The 20,293-nt window shown below is 69.3% G+C and carries 12 protein-coding genes and 2 pseudogenes; 11 read left to right on the forward strand and 3 right to left on the reverse strand.

Annotation, left to right across the window (positions count from 1 at the left end; translation table 11 throughout):
• Positions 1 to 829 precede the first annotated feature (829 nt).
• Positions 830 to 8,884, forward strand: a complete 8,055-nt coding sequence (locus O7595_RS23040) for a ricin-type beta-trefoil lectin domain protein (protein WP_269732593.1) — start codon at positions 830 to 832, stop codon at positions 8,882 to 8,884.
• 1 nt (position 8,885) lies between these two features.
• Positions 8,886 to 9,266 (forward strand): hypothetical protein, encoded by a 381-nt coding sequence (locus O7595_RS23045; protein WP_269730521.1) that lies wholly within the window; start codon positions 8,886 to 8,888, stop codon positions 9,264 to 9,266.
• Between the two features lie 75 nt (positions 9,267 to 9,341).
• Here the strand turns inward: O7595_RS23045 and O7595_RS23050 are convergent.
• A pseudogene (locus O7595_RS23050) lies at positions 9,342 to 9,626 on the reverse strand (penicillin-binding transpeptidase domain-containing protein); the annotation flags it as partial.
• Positions 9,627 to 9,725: 99 nt separating this feature from the next.
• The gene (locus O7595_RS23055; RefSeq protein ID WP_269730522.1) at positions 9,726 to 9,986 is read right to left on the reverse strand and encodes a hypothetical protein; all 261 of its coding nucleotides are present in this window, start codon (positions 9,984 to 9,986) and stop codon (positions 9,726 to 9,728) included.
• Here O7595_RS23055 and O7595_RS23060 point away from each other — a divergent pair.
• The 9 genes and pseudogenes from O7595_RS23060 (at position 9,968) to O7595_RS23100 (ending at position 19,402) form a co-directional block, all read left to right on the forward strand.
• Positions 9,968 to 10,183: a hypothetical protein gene (locus O7595_RS23060; protein WP_269730523.1), complete on the forward strand. Its 216-nt coding sequence runs from the start codon at positions 9,968 to 9,970 to the stop codon at positions 10,181 to 10,183. The genes O7595_RS23055 and O7595_RS23060 overlap by 19 nt on opposite strands.
• Positions 10,183 to 10,575, forward strand: coding sequence for a hypothetical protein (locus tag O7595_RS23065; protein WP_269730524.1), 393 nt, complete (start codon positions 10,183 to 10,185; stop codon positions 10,573 to 10,575). The genes O7595_RS23060 and O7595_RS23065 overlap by 1 nt, the downstream gene beginning before the upstream one ends.
• Positions 10,576 to 10,936: 361 nt before the next feature.
• Positions 10,937 to 13,225 carry a hypothetical protein gene (locus O7595_RS23070; RefSeq protein WP_269730525.1) on the forward strand — a complete coding sequence of 763 codons (2,289 nt, stop codon included), beginning with the start codon at positions 10,937 to 10,939 and terminating at the stop codon, positions 13,223 to 13,225.
• Positions 13,222 to 14,376 (forward strand): hypothetical protein, encoded by a 1,155-nt coding sequence (locus O7595_RS23075; protein WP_269730526.1) that lies wholly within the window; start codon positions 13,222 to 13,224, stop codon positions 14,374 to 14,376. The genes O7595_RS23070 and O7595_RS23075 overlap by 4 nt, the downstream gene beginning before the upstream one ends.
• Before the next feature lie 8 nt (positions 14,377 to 14,384).
• The gene (locus tag O7595_RS23080; RefSeq protein WP_269730527.1) at positions 14,385 to 15,179 is read left to right on the forward strand and encodes a hypothetical protein; all 795 of its coding nucleotides are present in this window, start codon (positions 14,385 to 14,387) and stop codon (positions 15,177 to 15,179) included.
• A complete protein-coding gene (locus tag O7595_RS23085; protein WP_269730528.1) occupies positions 15,158 to 15,895 on the forward strand; it encodes a hypothetical protein in 738 nt (245 codons plus the stop codon). The genes O7595_RS23080 and O7595_RS23085 overlap by 22 nt, the downstream gene beginning before the upstream one ends.
• An 85-nt stretch (positions 15,896 to 15,980) precedes the next feature.
• Positions 15,981 to 16,426: pseudogene (locus O7595_RS23090) on the forward strand (GNAT family N-acetyltransferase); the annotation flags it as partial.
• Between the two features lie 124 nt (positions 16,427 to 16,550).
• Positions 16,551 to 17,429 (forward strand): universal stress protein, encoded by an 879-nt coding sequence (locus O7595_RS23095; protein WP_269730529.1) that lies wholly within the window; start codon positions 16,551 to 16,553, stop codon positions 17,427 to 17,429.
• 275 nt (positions 17,430 to 17,704) lie between these two features.
• Positions 17,705 to 19,402, forward strand: a complete 1,698-nt coding sequence (locus O7595_RS23100; RefSeq protein ID WP_443071701.1) for a sensor histidine kinase — start codon at positions 17,705 to 17,707, stop codon at positions 19,400 to 19,402.
• 34 nt (positions 19,403 to 19,436) lie between these two features.
• Here O7595_RS23100 and O7595_RS23105 read toward each other — a convergent pair whose 3' ends face one another.
• Positions 19,437 to 19,838, reverse strand: a complete 402-nt coding sequence (locus O7595_RS23105) for a pyridoxamine 5'-phosphate oxidase family protein (RefSeq protein ID WP_443071702.1) — start codon at positions 19,836 to 19,838, stop codon at positions 19,437 to 19,439.
• Positions 19,839 to 20,293: the final 455 nt, after the last annotated feature.

A 20,293-nucleotide genomic window follows, 5' to 3' on the forward strand; every position in this document is an offset into this window, starting at 1 on the left:
GGGTACGCCGGGCTTCCGCTGCTGCGGCGGCCTCGTCGCGCGGGCCGACCTTCGCCGGTCTCGCGTCGGTCGCCCCGCCCCCTTGCGCGGTTGGCGGGGCATCGGGCTGCCACCAGGGCAGCAGGGCTGTGGCGAGTGCGGCCAGGACGAGGCCGAGAGTGAGACTCAGCCTGGTGCGTGTGCGCACGAATGGGCTGAGGAAACGAGGCGGCGCGGGCACGGCGGTCTACTCCCGTGTGGACCAGGCGGACAGGACAGCACAGGCAGCCCCGGACGGCAGGCCGCGGGGCACAAGGCGCGCACACGATCACACGATCAACATGATCCGTCTACATGTAAGAGTGTTGTAAACATGTTATGTGGAGTGGGCGAGCGCCTGATGCTCAGTCACCAACGTTGTATCTGCGGCTTTTGATCACCTGTTATGGCATGGATGAAGGGAATCCCGCCGCTTAATCTGAGAGATCAGATGATCCGCTGATCTGTGCGGTTATATCGCGTGAGGCAACTCATGCGAACGACGGTCCGCGCCCCTGCCCCGATCTTGAAGCATGTGGCGCTGATGACAGAGAGTGCGCACGCACGCGCCTGATGCAGACGCGTGCTCTTTGGTGTTTCCGCACCTCCGTTGTCTTGTTCGTCTGGGTGGGAGTCGACGCGCATGCGTGCTTCAGGTCCACTGTCATGGCTGGGGCGGGGACGCCTGGCCACGACAGAGTCACAACGACGGCGCCGTCGGCGAAGCCGCACGGCGACCGTCCTTTTGTTGTCATCGATATTGACGGTGACGAGTCTGGGCTCGCAGGCCCTGGCGGTGCCCGGCGACGGGATGTCCCGTGAGGAGACGACCTCTGAGGTCGACCTCCCCGACATTCCGCCGAGCACCACGCTCGCCGACAACGCGCAGGCTCCGAAGACGCTGAGCACGGCGCCGGAGAACCCGATCACGGCCTACGCACCGGTCGCCACGGACCCCTGGGTGGCGGATGCCGGCCAGGCGAACCCGTCGACGGCCACGCCGGGCACCACGGTCCAGGTCAAGAACACGACCACCCAGGCGCTCCTGCCGGTCGGTGTCGGTGTGCCAGTGGGTCAGGACCCGGCGACCATCGCCGGTGACTGGCAGGTCGCCGTCAAGGCGACGACCACGTCCGAGGACACCGGCGTGCCCGGCATGATCATGGAGATCGTGCCGCCGGTGACGGCGGACCCGACAGCGCGGGTGGTCGTCGACGTCGACACGACCGCCTTCGAGGACCGCTACGGTCAGCTTGCCGCCGAGCGCTTCGGCCTCGTCCTGCTGCCCAGCTGCGTCATCGACTCCCCGGAGACCGGCGACTGTGCGCCGGACACGGGCATCCAGACCATGTCGGTCGGGGACGAGCCGGACGTCGAGGTCGAGCGGCTGCGCAGCACCGTCAAGGAGGTGCCGGCGGCCAAGACCAAGCTGAAGGCGACGTCCGGCAAGACCAAGAACGCCGCGACCCGCCAGATCCTCTCCGGCACGGTTCCGGTCGCGAACCTGCTGCCGGACGAGGACGCCCCGTCGACGGCCTCGGGCGCCTCCGCGCGCAAGGCCGCCTTCTCGTCGAACGTGGGCGCCTCGGGCCGCCAGGTCGTCGGCGCGATGGACACCGGCTCCTCGGCGTCCGGTGACTTCACCGCCTCGCCGCTGCTGTCCTCCGGCTCCTGGGCGGCGGGTTCGTCGAACGGTGCCTTCACCTACTCGTACCAGGTGCAGGTCCCGGAGACCGCCGGCGGTCTGATGCCGAAGGTCGCCCTGTCGTACAACTCGCAGACGGTCGACGGCCGCACCTCGGCGTCGAACAACCAGGCCTCCTGGATCGGCGACGGCTGGGACTACAACGCGGGCTCGATCACCCGGTCGTACAACAACTGCCGCCAGGACTCCAAGCGGGCCGGGGCGAACAACACCGACCACAAGACCGCCGACCTGTGCTGGGGCTCGGAGAACGCCACCCTCTCACTGGGCGGCATGACCACCGAGCTGGTCTGGGACAAGGACAAGGGCCCGCTCGGCACCGACGGGAAGCCCGTCGGCCAGTGGTTCACAGCCAACGGTGACGGCTCGAAGATCGAGCGGCTCAAGGACACGTCCAGGGACCCGCGTTCGGGCGTACTGAAGGACGCGGACGGCGAGTACTGGGTCGTCACGACCAGGGACGGCACCCGCTACCACTTCGGTCTGAACAAGCTCCCGGGCTGGTCGGACAACGGCACCGCCACCGACGACCCGTACACCGACTCCGTCCTCTCGGTGCCGGTGTACGGCAACCACTCGGGGGAGCCCTGCTACGCGGGCGCGGGGACCACCAACTGGAAGAGCTCCTCCTGCCTCCAGGCCTGGCGGTGGAACCTCGACTACGTCGAGGACGTCCACGGCAACGCCATGTCCCTCTTCTGGGAGCGCGAGGAGAACTACTACGCGAAGAACTTCTACTTCAAGGGCCCGGTCAAGTACCACCGCGGCGGCTACCTGTCGCACATCTACTACGGTCAGCGCAAGGAATCGATCTTCTCCGCGACGGCCCCGGCCCGCGTCGGCTTCACCGTCGCCGAGCGCTGCTACCCCGAGGCCGGTCTGACCTGCTCGGAAGCGGAGTTCACGGACAAGGACCCGGGCAAGTACCGCATCTGGTACGACACCCCGGCCGACCTGAACTGCAAGGCCGTCACCTCGACGTACACCCGCAAGTGCTGGAACGCCGGCCCGACGTTCTGGACCCGCAAGCGCCTGGACAAGATCACCACCTCGGCGCAGCGTCGTACCGACACCACCGCGCGCCAGGTCGTCGACGAGTACCAGCTCAAGCAGAGCTTCCCGGTCCTGAAGACCGGCGCCAACACCGCGCTCTGGCTGGAGTCGATCCAGCGCACCGGCTACGCCCGCAAGGGTTCCACCGACGCCTCGGTGAAGCTGAACGCGGTGCGGTTCGAGTCGAACTCCGACGACATGCCCAACCGCGTCTACCGCGGCAGCGCCGCGACGGATCCGCGACCCGGCTTCTCGCGTCTGCGCGTCGCGCGTGTCGTCAACGAGTACGGCGGCGAGACGATCGTCACCTACAAGCCCCGCGAGACCGCGTGTCAGGACAGCACGAACCTGCCGGGCAAGACCGAGACCGCCGCGCTGAAGTCCAACACCCGTCTCTGCTACCCGGTGTTCTGGCACCCGGACGCCGAGATCGAGGACATCGACTGGTTCAACAAGTACGTCGTCGACACGATCGAGGAGCTGCCGAACGTCGACGGCTCGTACTCGACGCTGACCGGGTACGACTACAAGAACGCCGGCTGGAAGCTGGCCGAGGCCGAGTTCACGAAGAAGTCCACCCGGACCTACTCGCAGTTCGCCGGCTTCGAGCAGACCACGGTCACCACGGGCGAGCGCAAGGCCACGGCCGACAGTGGTGAGGGCACCAGCCCCGCCGAGGAGATCCCCGGCGTCGACGGCCCGAAGACCAAGGCCGTCACCCGCTTCTACCGCGGCATGGGCGACACCGTCCCCATGAAGGACGTCCACGGCAACACGATCACGTACGACGGCCAGCCCGTGTACGACCGTGACGCCTTCGCCGGCCGCATCGCCGAGGAGCTCTCCTACTCCAACGCGACGGACGCGGACACCAACTGGCTGACCCGCAGCATCACCATCCCCGAGGCGACCGAGCTCGCCAGCCGCGACCTCGGCGACGGGCTCAAGCCGCTGAAGGCGTGGCGGGTCACGGAGCCGGAGGAGATCGCGTACACGAAGTCCTCGGGCACGAACGCGGACGACCCGCGCACCACACGGTCGGTGAAGACGACGACGACGTACGAGTCGACGTACGGGCTTCCGACGCTGGTGGAGTCGCTGGGCGACACCGGAAGGACCGGTGACGAGTACTGCACCAAGTCGGAGTACGTCCACCAGACGGCGAAGAACCTGATCGGTCTGAGCAAGCAGGTCCTGGTCTCGCCGACGCTCTGCGCGAACGCCGACTGGGCGGACTTCGGTTCGCTGAGCGGAGGCAATCGCGCGGCCTACGACGGCGGGCAGTACGGCGACGCGCTCAGCGCCACGACCCGCGGTCTTGCCACCCAGGCGTGGACGCTCAACGGCACCGGCACCGGCTTCCAGACCAACGGCACCAAGGAGTTCGACGCCGTCGGCCGCGTGGTCAAGGAGACCCCGGCGGCGCAGCTCACCCAGCTGACGCCCAAGTCCTCCACGATCAAGTACGAGCCCCTCGGGCCGGCCACCGGTCAGGTCTTCAAGATCACCACGACCAACGTGCTCGGACACCGCGAGATCCAGGAGCTGGAGCCGGGCCGCTCGGTCACCGTGAAGACCACTGACGCCAACGACCACGTCAGCGAGGCCGTGTACGACCCGATGGGCCGGCTGGCCGAGGCCTGGGCCCCGGGCCGTACCCCGGGTTCGGGCGTGCCGGACTTCAGGGCCGAGTACGTCATCCCGGCCGAGGAGATCGACCCGAACGACCCGGACGGCGGCAAGACCCGCAAGCCTCCGTACGTCACCACGTACGCGCGTGGTTACGAGGAACGGATCGAGAAGTCCGTCACAATCTATGACGGTCTGGGTCGTGAGCGGCAGTCTCAGGAGGAGGCGGACGGCGGCGGCCGTCTGATCACCGACACGCTGTACAACAACGCCGGTGAGGTCTACCAGACCAACAACGCCTACCTGAACCAGGACGCCCCGAGCGGCGAGCTGTTCACCCCGCTGGCGGACACCACCATCCCGAACATCACCCGCTACACGTACGACGGCCTCGGCCGCGTACTGGAGGAGATGCCGGTCCTCAAGGTCAAGCTCGAGGGCACGACCGAGGCCATCTCGCAGGCGGTCCCGGAGAAGGCCGTCCGCTACGAGTACGGCGAGGACTGGTCGAAGGTCATCCACCCGAAGGGCGACTCGTCCTACCGCGTCTGGACCGACGCGCTCGGCCGCACCGCCCGTACAGACACCTTCAACCCGGCGGCGCCCGAGTACACCTCGCCGACCGGCGTCAAGGAGCGCTACACGTCGACGCGCTATCAGTTCGACGCGCGCGGCCAGGTCGTGAAGGCCATTCCGTCCGGGGATCCGACTCACCCGTGGTCGTGGACGTACAACCACAACGGCCAGATACTGACGTCGACGGACCCGGATTCTGGCACGAGCCGCAACACGTACGACGCCTTCGGCCGGGTCCAGATCATTGAGAACGACCGTGGCGTCAAGGTCTGGAACGGCTACGACGAGCTGTCGCGTCCCAAGGAGGTACGCGAGGTCGGCCCGGCCGGCAAGCTGCTCTCCTCGTTCACGTACGACTCCGTCCCGGGCGGCAAGGGCATGCCCTCCACCGCCGTCCGCTACACCGACGGAGAGGCGTACACGCAGACGGTCAACGGCTACACGAAGGAGTACCAGCCGACCTCGACCACGCTGTCCCTGCCGCAGTCGATCGTCGACACCTGGGGTCTGAAGAAGGACTACAGGTACGACTACACGTACAACGACCGCGGCATGCTGGACGAGACCACCCTTCCCGAGGTGGGCAAGTTCGGCGCGGAGAAGCTGGTCGTCCGCTACAACAAGGACGGTAAGCCGCTCTCCATCTCCGGCAAGGACTGGTACGGCTCGGAGACGGTCTACTCCCCGTACGGCCAGGTCCTGCGCTCGACTCTCGGTGCCATGCCGTACCGGGTGTGGACGCAGAACTCCTTCGACGAGTCCAGCGGTGAGCTCACCGAGCAGTCGGTCTACCGCGAGAAGGGCGGTCCCAACGACACCACGGCCGACAGGACCGTCGTCGACGGCAACCTGGTCTCGAACCGGGCCTACGGCTACGACCCGGCCGGCAACGTCACCTCCATCCGGGAGAAGTCCACCGGGATCGCGGAGCGCCAGTGCTTCGTCTACGACCCGATCGGGCAGCTGAAGTCCGCCTGGACCTCCAAGGACCAGACGAGCTGCGTCAACCCCAGGAACCCGGACGGCACGCTCAACAAGAACGCCGACGGCACCCTCCGGGTCGCCGCGGGCCCGGACAGCTCCGGCTACTGGCAGGAGTACGAGTACGACCTGCTCGGCAACCGCACCCAGCTGACCGAGAACGACCTTTCGGGCGACACCACCAGGAACGCGGTCACCACGTACGCGTACGGCAAGAACGCCGCCAAGGACCAGCCGCACTCGCTGACCAAGGTGTCGAAGAAGTACAAGACGCCGGCCGGCGCCGAGGTGACCGCCGAGGCAACCCGGCTGTACGAGCTCACCGGTGAGACCAAGACGATCACTTCGGTCGAGAACGGCGACAAGCAGGAATTCAGCTGGACGCACGACGGCCTGGTCGACCGGATCACCGGCGCGGGCACCGGCGGCAAGACCCCGTACGTGGGTCTCGGCCAGAAGTGCCTGGACCTGAAGTCGGGTCTGGACGCGGCCGGCCAGCCGATCCAGCTGTACGCCTGCAACGCCTCCCCGGCGCAGAACTTCAAGTTCACGCCCACCCCGGGCCCAGCCACTGCTCCGCAGACCGACCCCGACCGGGGCTCGCTCTCGGTGTACGGCACCTGGTGCCTCCAGCCCACGGCCAACGCCGTCGGCTCGGCGGTGCAGATCCAGAAGTGCGGCACCACCGCCGCGCAGGCGGCCGCGCAGGAACTGCAGCGCGGCGCCAACGGGCTGCTCACGCACAAAGCCTCCAACCTGTGCCTGGCGGTCCAGGGCGGGGCCACCGCGAACGCCACGCCGATCGTGCTCGCCACCTGTGACGCCGCTTCCACGGCCCAGCAGTGGCTGCCGCAGAACGACACCCGGCACATCTACGGCCCCGGCGGCGAACGCCTGCTCACCATCAAGGGCAAGCAGGCCACGCTGCACCTGGGCGAGGCCGAGGTCACCGTCCAGCAGGGCGGCGTCCTGGTCAACACCCAGCGCACCTACCCGGCTCCGGGCGGTGCGGTCATGCGCTATGCCTACGGCACCGGCGGGGAGACCCTGGTCGCCCAGACCACGGATCACCAGGGCAGCGCGTACACGGAGGTCGCCCTCTACGGCGGTCAGTCGGTGCGCATCCGCAAGCAGGACCCCTTCGGCAACGAGCGCGGCACCGCCGGTGCCAAGCTCCAGAACCACAAGGGATTCCTGGGCCAGACGCGGGACGACTCCTCGGGATACCAGCCGTTGGGCGTCCGCCTGTACGACCCGGTGGTCGGACGCTTCCTGTCCGTCGACCCGCTGATCGATCTGAACGACCCGCTGCAGTCGAACGGGTACGGCTACGCACAGAACAACCCGATCACGTACTCCGACCCGACCGGGCTCGCGATCACCCTGACCGCATCGGAGAGGGCCGCGGCCCTCGCCGGCGCGGGTCTGTCCGCGGCGCAGGTCGCGCAGGCCCAGGCGATGCAGGGCAAGTCCCTCACCTCGGTCATCCTCGCCGTGGCGTGGGAGACGCTGAAGGACTTCATCGGCATCAACGACGCCATGGCCTGCTTCGGCGGTGACATGTGGTCCTGCGTCAGCATCGTGGTGGATGCCGTCCCGTGGATGAAGCTCGGGAAGATCCCGTCCCTCATCAAGGCGGTCAACCGCACGATCGAGGCCGTCAAGGCCTTCAGGGCGGCCAAGAAGGCTGCCGAGGCCGTGCTGAAGGCGGCCAAGGCAGCCGAGGCAACCGCACTGAAGGCCAAGAAGGCCGCTATCGAGAGGGCCAAGAAGGAGGCCGCCCAAAGAGCGAAGAAGAAGGCCGCGGAAGCCGCCAAGAGAAAGGCCGACGAAGCGGCCGCCGCGAAGCGGAAGACGGGTAACTCCACCCAGAAGCAGTCCCAGGCCAAGGCGGCGCCCAAGTCCTCCTCCCAGCCCGCAGCCGGCAAGGGCGGCGGAAGCAAGAGCTCCGGCGGCGGTGGCGGCGGCAAGTCCGGCGCCTCCTCCCGCAGCAACGGAGGCTCCAGCGGTGGTGGCGGTTCCGGCAAGGCCAGCGGCGGCGGTGGCGGCGGTTCCTGCAGCACGGCCGACAACAGCTTCGTGCCCGGCACGAAGGTGTTGATGGCCGATGGTTCCACCAAGCCGATCGAGAAGGTCAAGACCGGCGACAAGATCAAGGCGACCGACCCGAGGACCGGGGAGACCCGGATCGAGACGGTCACCGCGGAGATCAAGGGTCAGGGCCTCAAGCACCTGGTTACCGTCACCATCGATGTCGACGGTGCGGCCGGCTCGAAGACGGCCCAGGTCACCGCGACCGACGGCCACCCCTTCTGGGTCCCCGAACTCGGCAGGTGGATCGACGCCACCGACCTGACATCGGGCGAGTGGCTTCAGACCAGCACCGGTACCCATGTACAGGTCACCGCCGTCCGGCGGTGGACCGGTCAAGCCGCCAGGGTCCACAACCTGACCGTCTCGGACGTCCACACCTACTACGTGGTGGCGAGCGGTGCCCCGATCCTGGTCCACAACTGTGGAAGGAGCCAGGACGGGTATCTGTACCGCGGTCTTGCCAGGGGTCACAACCGCTACGATGCCGCTGCTGAAGGCCGTGCGGTTCCCATCGGAGGCAACCGGACCATCGAACAGCACTCGGGTGCAAACCAGACGGACAGCAACTTCACGTCGTGGACGGATGACCCCGACACGGCCGCGGAAAGTGCCCAGACTCTGGGCGAGAACTGGGTTGGGGAAGGTGTGATGCTGCGCATCAGGGTGGCAAACATCGACCCTGCAATCGGGCCGTCGAGGAATATTCAGATCCACGACACGGAATATGAAAACTGGGGTGAAGACGAGCATCTCATTGTCGGTGAAATCGAGGCCGACGAGATCAGCTTCGACCTCGGGGAGACCTGGTCACCCGTCAGGCGGAGATGAGATGAACGAAGTATCCGCGAGTGAACTGCTCGCCGCATGGGAGTCCGGATCCGAGGTCAGTGTACAGGCCAAAAATGCACTGCTTTCTGGAGCGCATTTCAACGTCTGGCTCGACCCCGTTCCGGCGCCGAGACTTCGGGGCGTCCTGCGCCGCAGGGTGACAGCCACGCAACGGCGCGGCAGGACGGTCGTCGGGGCCACGGAATGCCTTGCGAATCTTGCCGAAATGGGCGAGCGGGGCCTTCTTGTGGGCTACGTGGACGACCGCGAACGAGCGGGATACTGGTTTCAGCTCTACGTCGATCCGCACCCGCTCAAAGTGATCGGATGCGTCGGGGTCGGCATCTCCCCCGGAGATGACCCCGTCACTGGTTCCGCATAAGGACCCAGCGGCCCCACCGGACCTCTTTCCGGTGGGGCCGCTGGTTTTTTTGACGGTTGACGGCGGGCTCGCCCCTCACCGCCCCCGCCCCTCCGCCTCCGACCTCAGCCCCTCCTCCATCACCGCCCGCGCGATCGGCGCCGCGTCCCCGCCCCCGCTGATGTCCGTGCGGTTCGCGTCCGCGTCCTCCACCACCACCGCGACCGCGACCGCCGGCTGGGCCGAGTCCGGGGTCTGGGCCCAGGCGATGAACCAGGCGTAGGGGGTGCCCGTGTTGCCGAGGCCGTGCTGGGCGGTGCCCGTCTTGCCGCCCACCCGGGCGTCGGAGATGGCGGCGTTGGTGCCGGTGCTGTCTTCGACCGCCGGGCCGCGGCCGTCGAGGCGTAGCCGGTCACCGGTGCGTACAACGGCCCCTTCGTGTACGTGCGTTGCGTTCCCAGCGCGGCTGCTGTCCACTGTCTAGGGAGCCGGGTTGACCGGATGGCCGTCCACCACGATCTCGCCGCGCGGCTGGCCCCAGCGCGTGACGGCGATCCGGCGGTTGGCCGGACTGTCGTCCAGCTCGTCCGCCTCCAGGACCATCACCCGCGCCGCGTCGACGAGCAGCGCGATGAGCAGGACGAGGAGTCCGCCCGATCCGGATCCAGATCCCGGGAGCGCGTCGCCGCCGCCTGCGCACGGATCCCGGACCTCGACCCCGAGTGGATCGTCCCCGGCCACGGACCGCTCATGACCCCGGACGACCTGCGGGGCTACATCACCGCCGGGCCGAGGAGATCACCGACCCCGCGCTGCCGCTGTCCTTCTGGGGACTGCTCGACGAGATCCACGGAACGCTGCCCGCAGCCGGACGACTGGAACCGGCCCTGTCCGCCGCCACGCTCGCCCAGTACGCGCTGATGGAGGAGAACCGCTGATGACCGATGCCGACCACGTCCCGCTCGACAAGTACCAGGCGATGACCGAGGACGAGCTCTACGAGGAACTGGGCCTGAGCCTGCTCGGCTCCGGCCCCGGTATGACGCCGGACGACCGGCGTGAGGCCCGCGGCTTCGGACGCGACTGGTTCCACAACCAGTACGACCGGATCCGGCACGGCATCTGCCTCCACCCGAAGCTCCAGGGATACCGCAAGGACGGCTCCGACGTCCTGGTCGACGCAGGCGCCGTCTACGGCATCGCCGGCCACGTGGTCGACGATCCCGTCCAGGCGGCGATCGTCGGCGTGCTGGCCGTGCGCATCGGGCTGACGGTCTTCTGCGCCGGTGTCTCACCCGAGGAACCCCCTGGCGGGGCCTGCGGCCCCTGACCGGCCGGTACACGGCGGTGCCCGACGGCGGAGCGCGCCGGGACAGGCGGGTGCGGAGTTCCAGCAGCCCGTGGCTGTGGTCTGCCCCGCGAAGGGGCGCCGGCCGCTCTGCCCGCAGAGGTTGGGACAGGCGATGGCGATCATGAACGTGTGATCCCGAAATGAGTGAGGGCCTCCTCCCGTCGTCAATGGGGGAGGGCCGTCCACAGTTTCAGGAAACCGGCAGGAACCACGCCCGGATTTCGATAGCGTGACGAATATGCCTGGATCGGGCGCCCGGGAGGGGTGGCGCCCCGATGGGGGTCGTCGGTGCCCGCAGGCCATCCGGTGACGCATGTGGGGGCAGGGGGCGGACACATCAGTGGGAAACAACAAGGAACGACTCGACGCGGTGCTGCGCAGGCGCCGGGAGCATCTTCCCGTGGTTGACGAACAGATCGATCGATGGCGCCAAGTCGGGCGGCTGGTCATGGAACTGGGAGCTGCGACCGCGGCTGTCCGCTCGGCCGGCCAGGAGAGCCCGGCGCACGCCGTGCTGGACTCACTGGACACGGCAGCGATGGGACGAGCGGCACAGGACTGCCTGGACGTCCTGGCCACCGTCCGCAGCAGGGTGAGCAGGAGCACCGTCAACATCGGCGTGAGCGGCCGCGCCCGCAACGGAAAGAGCACGCTGCTGCAGTCGCTGTCCGGACTCGACGATCGTCAGATACCGAGCGGCCGCGGCCAGCCCGTGACGGCCGTCCGCAGTCGGATCTACCACTCCGCCACCGACCGCGGCGCACGGTTGACGATGCACACCGAAACCTCGTTCATCCAGGACGTGATCGCTCCGTACCACACCGAGCTCGGAATCCAGCCGACGCCGTGCAACCTGCCGGAGTTCGCGAGCTTCGGCTATCCGCGCCCCGCCGACGGCGTGGGCGGGCCCGACCAGCCCCGGCTGGCACCGATCCTGGCTCGGGTGCGCGAGGCGCAGGAGGCCCTCGACTCGTACCGGCAGAACCTCACCGGGGAGGTGCGCACCGTGGACCTCTCGGACATCAGGGAGTGGGTGGCCTATCCGGAATCCGGCCCGGTGCCCGTGAAACGGCCGTACCTGGCGGTCAGGGACGCGGCGATCACGTGCCCTTTCCCCATCGAGGACGTGACCGCGCTGGGGCTTGTGGACATGCCCGGCCTGGGCGAACTGGTGCCGGAGGCCGAGGCGCACCACCTGGACGGTCTGCGCAACGACGTGGACTTCGTCATCGTCGTCAAGCGGCCCACGGACACCAACTCCATGTGGGCGGAGGAGGACGCCCGCGCCCTGCAGTTGATCGGCAGCGTCTGCACCGTGGCCGACGTACGGGACTTCACCCTGGTCCTGGTCAACACGGGCGACTGCCTGCCTGAGAACATCAAGGCCCTCGAGGCCGACCTGCGGGAACGGCTGAACGGCCCGGACACCGACCGGGGTTACTGGGTGGTCCTCGCGGATGGAGCCGACTCCGACGCCGTGCGCGACGAGGTCCTCCAGCCGGTCCTGGAACACCTGGCGACCGCCCTGCCGCGTATGGACGAGGCGGTCATCGAGGACGCGGTGGCGGTCTGCCGCGAGCGCAGGGACCGCATCGTGGCGGAACTGGCCGCCTGGTCCGCCACGCTTCGCGCCGTGGCGGTCCCCACCTCCACGGAACTGACCATCGCCCGCGCCGAGGAACTGCGCGAAGAAGTGGCCGCCTCCCTCCAGGGATGGGTCGACACGCTGCGCGTCCGGGCCGAGGACGACTACGAGGACACCGAGTTCTCAGAGCGCGTCGGCGAGGTCCACCGGAGTGTCCGTGCATGGGTGCTCAGCGGATTCGGCGAAGGCGCCGAGGCGTGGAGGGAGCGGGCACTCAAACGCTTCCGCGTGGACCGGGCGTCCCTCCCCTTCGCCTCCGCGGAGCTGAACCGGGTGCGGGTGGAGATGGCGCGCCGTTTCTCGGCCGTGGACGACCTCCTCATGCGCCGCCAAGACGAGTACTGGGCGGGCCTGGTCGCCGCCCTCGGACCCAGGCTGGCACTGGTCGTCGACGGCACGGCCGACTGCGCAGCCCCCGGCCGGCCCCAGGACTTCCTGCCGGCCCTGGCCAGGGCCCTTAGGGAGGCGCCTGACCCCTGCCCGGTCCTGGCCGAGACACTCGACTTCGCGCTGGACGTACGACTCGACTACCGCACCCGAGTGCTGCCCCGGCTGCGTCGCGCCCTGGGTGTGCTGCACCCGGAAACGGACGACCCCTCCAGGGAGAACGGCCCCACGACCCTGCTCGCCGTGCCACGGACGGAAGAAGGCGCCGAACTGCTGCTGGAAAGGGTCACCCAGCTGGCCCGGCAGGCCGCGTACGACGCCCAGGCGGTTCTGGCCCAGGAGCCGGAGACGGCAGCCCAGGCGCTGTTCGCCTACGGCGAGCAGTTCGAGGACGCCTTTGTGCGGTCGGAGTCGTCCCAGGCCGAGTTCAGGCGCCTTGTGGACGGGTTCCAGGACCGCATGTGGCCTGGCGACGGCGCAGGACCGCAGGCGGCGCCCGCGCAGGTGCGTCGCCTCCGGTCCCTGGTCGTGGAACTGCGCAACCTGATCATCGACACGGATCCGCGTGCTGTTCCGGCAGGAGGGAGCGGACGTTGACGCTGTCATTCAAGGCGTCGATGGTGGGGCCGTCCAGGGTCGGCAAGACGACTCTGCTCACCGCCATCCTGGCCGAGACCGAGACCATGCTCGCGGGCAGCGGCATCAGCCTCATCATGGACGAGGCGACCGAGATGAGGGTCCGCAAGAACCGCAAGGACCTACGACGGGCAATCGAGGCACGTGAGTTCGACGCCGCCTCGCTCGGCGGCAGCCAGTCGATGGCCCTGTACGACGTGGGCCTGCAAGCAGTCGGGGACGACTCGGCAGGGATCCCCTTCAGCATTCTCGACTACCCGGGCGGATGGCTCGACCCCTCCATGCGCGCCCGCGCGCCCCAGGCCAAGGAGAACTGGGCCGCGTGCGAGGCGCACATCACCGAAAGCCTGATGCTGCTGGTCCCCGTGGAGGCGGCCGTCCTGATGGAGGCGGTGACCCCGGCGCAGCGCCGGGCGGCAGCCGATCTGCTGGGCTTCGAGGATGTACAGGCGATGGCCCGTAAGTGGGCTCGCGCACGCAACCTGCCCGAACACCGGGACGAGCCGGCCGTATTGGTGCTCGCCCCGTTGAAGTGCGAGAAGTACTTCGACGACAACGGCGGCAAGGGGCGGGAGGGTGCACGACTGCGGCAACTGGTGCGGGAGAAGTACAAGACGATCGTCCGCGTGGTGCAGGAGGAGACGAAGAACCGCAGCGTTCGGGTGATCTACGCCCCCATCGACACCTACGGATGCGTGGACCTGATGGAGGGGGAGTGGATCGAGATGCGCGACGCCGACGGTGATCCCACTCTGGACTTCCGCGGCCACTACCGGTTCCGGGAGATACCGCCCGAAGTCAGGCCAAAGGCCGCCGGCACCGTCATGCAGGAGTTGTGCCGGTGCGTCGTCTCCGGCCAGGAAACCATGGAACGGCGGCGGGCCGCGGCCGCGATGGCCACGTACCAGGCGGCCCTCGAGCGGCAGTCGGAACCGAAGGGGTTCTGGGGGGCGCTGGACTACTACGTCTTCGGTGAGGCGCTGGAGAACAGGAATACGCGGCTGGGCAGCCAACAGGTCATGACGGAGACCGCGCGCCGCCAGGAGCAGTTGAAGGCCGTGCTGGAGCGGATCGCCAGGGAACCCGCCGACGAGCGAGTGGAGGAGTGGTGAGAGGTCGGATGCGCGCCCACCTGATGACCCGGGGCACCCTGCGAGGCCAGGACTACACGTTCCTCGGTGAACCTCCGGCCGAACAATGGTGGGACACGGTCGCCCCCTGGGTCTTCCTGGAGAGCGAGGAACTGATCGTCCGGCGGCGCGGAGGAGACACCACGGGCCTCGTGATAAGTGGCATCCCCTCGCGGCGCACCGATGTGCTCGGCACCCGCGTCCGGCACACGGTCGTGGTGAACGAGGCGCACCACGACCGGCAACTCGCTCTGTGGCTGGTGCGCTGTGGGCTGGATGACAGAGAACGAGGAAGGCTGGGGGAAGTCCTGGACGCCGCCTTCGACGGCGACTTCGTGGACGCCGTCATGTCCGGCGCGGACGAGGACGTCGAGATCCGGCTGCTCGACGCGCTTCGTCAAGCGGCCGAGGTCGCAGTCGAGGAGGAGACGGAGAAGGACATCACAGGATCGTGGGCGGGCGCCGTCCACGACGCAGTGGCGACCCGGGCCTTCCTGGCACGCGTCCGGCGCCTGCTGGCGGACGGGGCGCCCGGGTACGCCTTCACGACGCACGCCCTGGGCAGCCTCGACGGCGTGAAGCGAGTAGCGTCGACACTGCCGGACGACATCGCGGTCCTACTCCACGACAGCGACCTGCGGGGAGTCGAACGGCTGGGAAAAGCATCCCTCCCGGCACCGCGCCGGGATGGGACCACCAGCGGCAGAAGGACTCGCGCGATGGTGCTGGCGCTCGCCGGTGCGGCGATGGCACTGGCAGTCTGGTGGCTGATCCGGCAACTCTGATGTCGTCGCTGGCAGCCGAGCTCGAAAGCCCGGAGGACCGCTACACACTGGAGTTCTCCCTTCCAGGGCGGTCCTTGGCCGCGAAGCGGCGCTACCAGCTCGACGCAGCGATCTTCCTGCCCTTGGTCAAGGGCATCGTGCACCTGGAACGCGGGGCGCGCTTCGTCGAAGGCCGCGTAGTCCTGCTCGAGCGGCACAGGAAGCCGCATCAGGGCGAGGGATGGCACAAGGGCGAATACGTGTTCACCGTGCAGGGCAGTCCCGAGGAGATCCGCGTCGAGTTCGACCTGTCCTTCACAAAGGGACTGGGTGAGGTGATCACCTCCTTCCTGGAAGCTGTCAGCCCGCATGAGTCCGACGACCTGTGCCGCCGCCTCGCCCGCCTCCTGCTGCGCGTCGATGAGCGAGTGGAACGGGCCGACAGCCTGTGCGACCGACTTGCCGAGGCGGAAGACCCCGCCGGCCGACTGGCGCATGCCGAAGCCCTGTGGGTCCACGCTCGGCTGCTGCTTCTCATCGGCCAGGACGCAGCGGGCGCGGAACGCGCCGCTGAGGGATCGTCGCAGGTCGCACTATCAGGTCTGCCGACCAGCCCCCGTATGTCCCAGTCCGGGGAGGTGCTCGCTTCCGCCCTGAGGTGGTTCCGGCGGAGGGAGGCCGCGGAACGCGTCAGAAGGTGCCTGCTCGATGCCCCCGCCGACGGAAGGGAAGCCTGATCGAGGCGAGCCGGGCCTGACTGCTTGCAGGCGCACGTGTGAAGAAGAGGGGGTGACCCAGCCCGAGCGGACCAAGACGCGCTGAGGGGTGTGCAGTTTCGTGTCCCTGGGCGACAAGCACGAGGTCAGTGGCAACGACCTGCTCCAGGGTGGGAGGGCGACGACACGACCGACCTGGCCCTGCTGCACCTGGAGTCGTTCGGCAATCCGCGCGCCTTCACCCGCACCGTCCGCCGCGTCCCCCGGCGGACGCCCGTCCTCACCGTGGAGGCGGGCCGCTCCGACGCCGGGCGCCGCGCCGCTGCCTCCCACACCGCCGCGGCCGCCACGCCGACGATGACCCGCCAGGCGCTGCTCACCCAGGCCGGAGTCACCGTCACGCGCACCATCGGTGAACTTCTCGACACCGCAGCCCTGCTGCACTCCCAGCCACTGCCGGCCGGGACCAGGGTGGCGGTGGTGGTGAACGCGGGCGGTGCCGGCGTACGCACCGAGGCGGGTCCGAGCGTGCCCGAGCCGCCCGCCGAACTCCGCCGTGCTTCCGGACAGCCGCGGGCCCCTCGGGCCCTCCGCGGGACCTGTGGCCCCTCCTGCTCCGTGTCGGCGCCCGCCACTGTGGCGGCATCACCCCGCTCTCGGACTCGGAGGTCCCCGGATGCCCCGCACCGTAACCGTCGGTCTCGACGGCTCGCGAGAGAGCATGGCGGCCGTCGGCTGGGCCGCGCGGGAGGCGCTCGCGCGCGGTCTGCCGTTGCGGCTCGTCCATGTCTGGGACTTGGCGCCGGACGTGCACACACCGCTCATCGGTCCGGACACACGGCGCCACTGGGCCGAGCGCACACCGCGCAAGGCCGCCGAGTGGGTGAGCAGGCACCATCCCGGGCTCGAGGTGGGGACGGTGCAGAAGTGCGGGGAGCCTGCCAAGGCCCTCTGCGAGGCGGCCGAAGAGGCTGAGCTGCTGGTCCTCGGATCCCGGGGGCTCGGCGCGATCACCGGCTTCGTCGTCGGGTCGGTGTCCTTGGCCGTCGTCGCCCGTACCGGCCGCCCCGTCGTGCTGGTCCGGAGCCGTGATCTGCAGGTGCCGGCCACCAAGCCCCCGGCGGACGACGGCGACGTCGTGCTCGGATTGGACATCTCCCATCCGTGCGAAAAGCTGTTGGAGTTCGCATTCGCCCATGCCCACCGGCACGGGGCCGGGTTGCGCGTGGTGCACAGCTGGAACTTTCCCTTGGCCTGGGGTCCGGATGCGGCAGCGGCAGCCGCTCTGCTCGAGGGCCAGGTGCAGGCGGCGAAGGCGGACGCCCTGGCTGCGGTGCTCCTTCCGTGGCGGCACGAGTTCCCCGAGGTGCAGGTCACCGAGGACTGCCGCCTCGGCCGTCCCGCCCACGACCTGCCGGCCGCGGCGCACGATGCCCGCCTCGTCGTGGTCGGACGCCGCAGCCGCACGTCCTCGATCGGTGCGCACACCGGCACCGTGACGCATTCCGTCCTGCATCACTGTGCCGCTCCGGTCGCCGTGGTCCCGCGCGACTGACGGCACGGCGGACCGGCGCCGCCGCCCGCCTCCCGCGCAGCGGCGCCGCGCGTGATGTCGCGTCACAGGCGAATGGCCGGGCAGGCCCAGGCGAGGGCAGCACCACGCGGCGCCCATGGGCCGCGGGCGACCGGGACCGAAGGCCGGCCGTCGCTCGTCCCGCAGAGCCGGTGCCCCAGCCGCCGCTTTTCACCCGTACGGGCCTATAGGCTGACCGCGGTCGGCGGGTGAAAGCGGAGGGGAGGCGTGTGAGCGTCGAGGAGTCGTTGTCACGTATGCCTCAGATGCGGCTCGACGAGCTGCTCGATGAGCTGCAGGCACGCATCGACGCGGCCCGTGGCACGCGCGACCGGGTGCACAGCCTCCTGGAGGTCGTGGTCTCGGTGGGCCGCGAGCTCGATCTCTCCCAGGTGCTGCGGCGCATCGTGGAAGCCGCCGCGCAGCTGGTCGACGCGCAGTACGCGGCTCTGGGCGTGATCGGCCCGGACGGCCGGACGCTGTCTCAGTTCCTCACCGCGGGACTGACGGAGGAGGAGATCGCCCGGATCGGGCCGCTGCCGGCCGGACACGGGCTGCTCGGTGAGTTGATCCGCAACCCCGAGCCCCTCCGCCTCACCGATCTCGGCGCCCACCCGGCGTCGTACGGTTTCCCCGCGCACCATCCGCCGATGCGTACGTTCCTCGGTGTGCCGATCAGGGTGCGCGAGGAGGTGTTCGGCAACCTCTATCTGACCGACAAGCGGGGCGGCCAGGACTTCGACGCCGAGGACGAGGCGGTGATCGCCACGCTCTCCGTGGCCGCCGGTGTGGCCATCGACAACGCCCGGCTGTACGAGGCGTCGCAGCGCCAGCAGCGGTGGTTGCAGGCGAACGCGGAGATCACCAAGGGCCTGCTCTCGGGCAAACCCCGGCTCGAGGTCCTGGAACTGATCGCCCGTCGCGCCCGGGAGATCACCGGCGCCCGCGTCGCTGACGTGTCCGTGCCCGTCACCGGTACCGACGACCTGGTCGTCGAGCTGGCCATCGGCGGCGACGACGACATGCGCCGGGGCTCGGTGGTGCCGGCCGAAGGCACCCTGTCGGGCGCCGCCTGCCAGGCGGGTACGCCGGTGACCACGGCGGCACTGGTCGATGATGCCCGCTGCGTGGCAGGATCCCGGCGCTTCGAGGGGCTGGGGCCGGCCGTGGCAGTTCCCCTGGGCACGGCGGCCAAGGACACCCGGGGAGTCCTGCTCCTGGCACGAGCCGCCGGCGATCCGGTCTTCACCGAGGGCGAGCTGCAGCCCCTGCTGGCCTTCGCCGGACAGGCCGCGCTGGCGCTGGAGCTGGCCGAGCGCCGACGTGACGCCGAGCAGCTCGCGCTGCTGGAGGACCGCGACCGCATTGCCCGTGACCTGCACGACCTGGCCATCCAACGGCTGTTCGCCACCGGCATGACACTGCAGAGCGCCGCGCGTCTCGTCGAGCACGCCGGCGCTGCGGAGCGTGTGCAGCGTGCGGTCGGGGACCTGGACGAAACCATCAAGATCATCCGTTCCACGATCTTCGGCTTGAGGGCGCGGGAGGACGAGACCGAGCCGAGTCTGCGCGCCCGCGTCGCCCGCGCCGTCGGCGAGGCCGCAGCGGCGCTGGGATTCCCGCCACGCCTGAGCATGGAGGGCCTGCTGGACACGGACGTCCCTCCCGCGGTGGCCGACCACGTCATGGCAGCTCTCGGTGAAACACTGAGCAACGCCGCCCGGCACGCGCGAGCGGCACGCGTGGAGGTCTCCCTGCAGGCCACGGCGAACGAGGTCGTCCTCACCGTGACCGACGACGGAAAGGGGATACCGGCCGACGGCAGGCGCAGCGGACTGCGCAACCTCGCCGAACGCGCGAGCAGTATGGGCGGCACCCTGGACATCCGTACCCCGGACGGGGGCGGCAGCAGGCTCATATGGCGGGCCCCGTTCGCCGCCGGCAACGCGGAGTGAAGAGACGGGCGTCCCCGAGGGGGCGGCGCACGGCTCAGGCCGTGAGCCGTGAACCCGTGACCAGGTCGGGCTGGATGCGCACCGCTGCGTTCATCGAGGGGTGCACCACCCACGGACGGAGCCCTGCCGCGTACCGGGCGAGTTCCCCGGCGTCCGTGACCCGGCGGGCGTAGCCGGTGACGACGACGCTCCAGCCGAGATGGGTGTCGGGGTCGATGACGTCGGCCTCGTAGGCCACGACCACCCCCGCCTCGTCGTCGGGCGCCGCGATCGAGGAGAGCGTCGCGCATTCGTGCAGCTGGACGATGATGTCCTCGCCGTCCATGAGGTGGTTGACCGGGCGGACGGCGGGCAGGGCCCGTTCGGTGAAGACGATGCGTCCGAGCGAGACGGTCCCGAGCAGGCCCAGAGCCTCGGCGCGGTCGAGTCGCGTCATACGCCGGGGTGCCACCGTGAGGCGGCTCCCACCCGTCCGCTGCGTGGCTTGGTCGTCCATCATGCCCACCCTTTGCTCCTGCTCCGTGTCTCGAAGCAGCCCGCCGCCGTGACAGCCAGCGTTCCGGAGGGGGTGTTGCGGCGACAGGGCCGAACGGACCCTTCCGGCCGTCCGGTCTCCGGGACGACCAGTGCCGGCACGCCCCGGAGCGGACCGTGGGCGGGCAAAGGAGCAGGGGACGGTGTCGTCCACGCCGAGCAGGCGAAGAACGTCGCACAATGGCGCGGCACAGCGCACAGGTGAGGTCGCCCGCCCGTCGCCGCACAGTGTCGATGCACCCGTACGAACAGGTCGGCTCCTGAGTTGCCCCAGAACATCACGCCCGACGGGTCGAGGCGCAGCTCGCGGGCCATACCGACGGCGAAGCAAGCCAGATCCAGGGCGACTTGTCGGCG

This window comes from Streptomyces sp. WMMC940 (genome assembly GCF_027460265.1).
Lineage (GTDB): Bacteria > Actinomycetota > Actinomycetes > Streptomycetales > Streptomycetaceae > Streptomyces.

Excerpts from the sequence above, each read along its gene's own strand:
- O7595_RS23045 (WP_269730521.1), top strand. The coding sequence starts at position 8,886 with ATGAACGAAGTATCCGCGAGTGAACTGCTCGCCGCATGGGAGTCCGGA.
- O7595_RS23105 (WP_443071702.1), bottom strand. The coding sequence starts at position 19,838 with ATGACGCGACTCGACCGCGCCGAGGCTCTGGGCCTGCTCGGGACCGTC.
- O7595_RS23040 (WP_269732593.1), top strand. The coding sequence starts at position 830 with ATGTCCCGTGAGGAGACGACCTCTGAGGTCGACCTCCCCGACATTCCG.
- O7595_RS23080 (WP_269730527.1), top strand. The coding sequence starts at position 14,385 with ATGCGCGCCCACCTGATGACCCGGGGCACCCTGCGAGGCCAGGACTAC.
- O7595_RS23065 (WP_269730524.1), top strand. The coding sequence starts at position 10,183 with ATGACCGATGCCGACCACGTCCCGCTCGACAAGTACCAGGCGATGACC.
- O7595_RS23100 (WP_443071701.1), top strand. The coding sequence starts at position 17,705 with ATGCCTCAGATGCGGCTCGACGAGCTGCTCGATGAGCTGCAGGCACGC.
- O7595_RS23095 (WP_269730529.1), top strand. The coding sequence starts at position 16,551 with ATGCCCCGCACCGTAACCGTCGGTCTCGACGGCTCGCGAGAGAGCATG.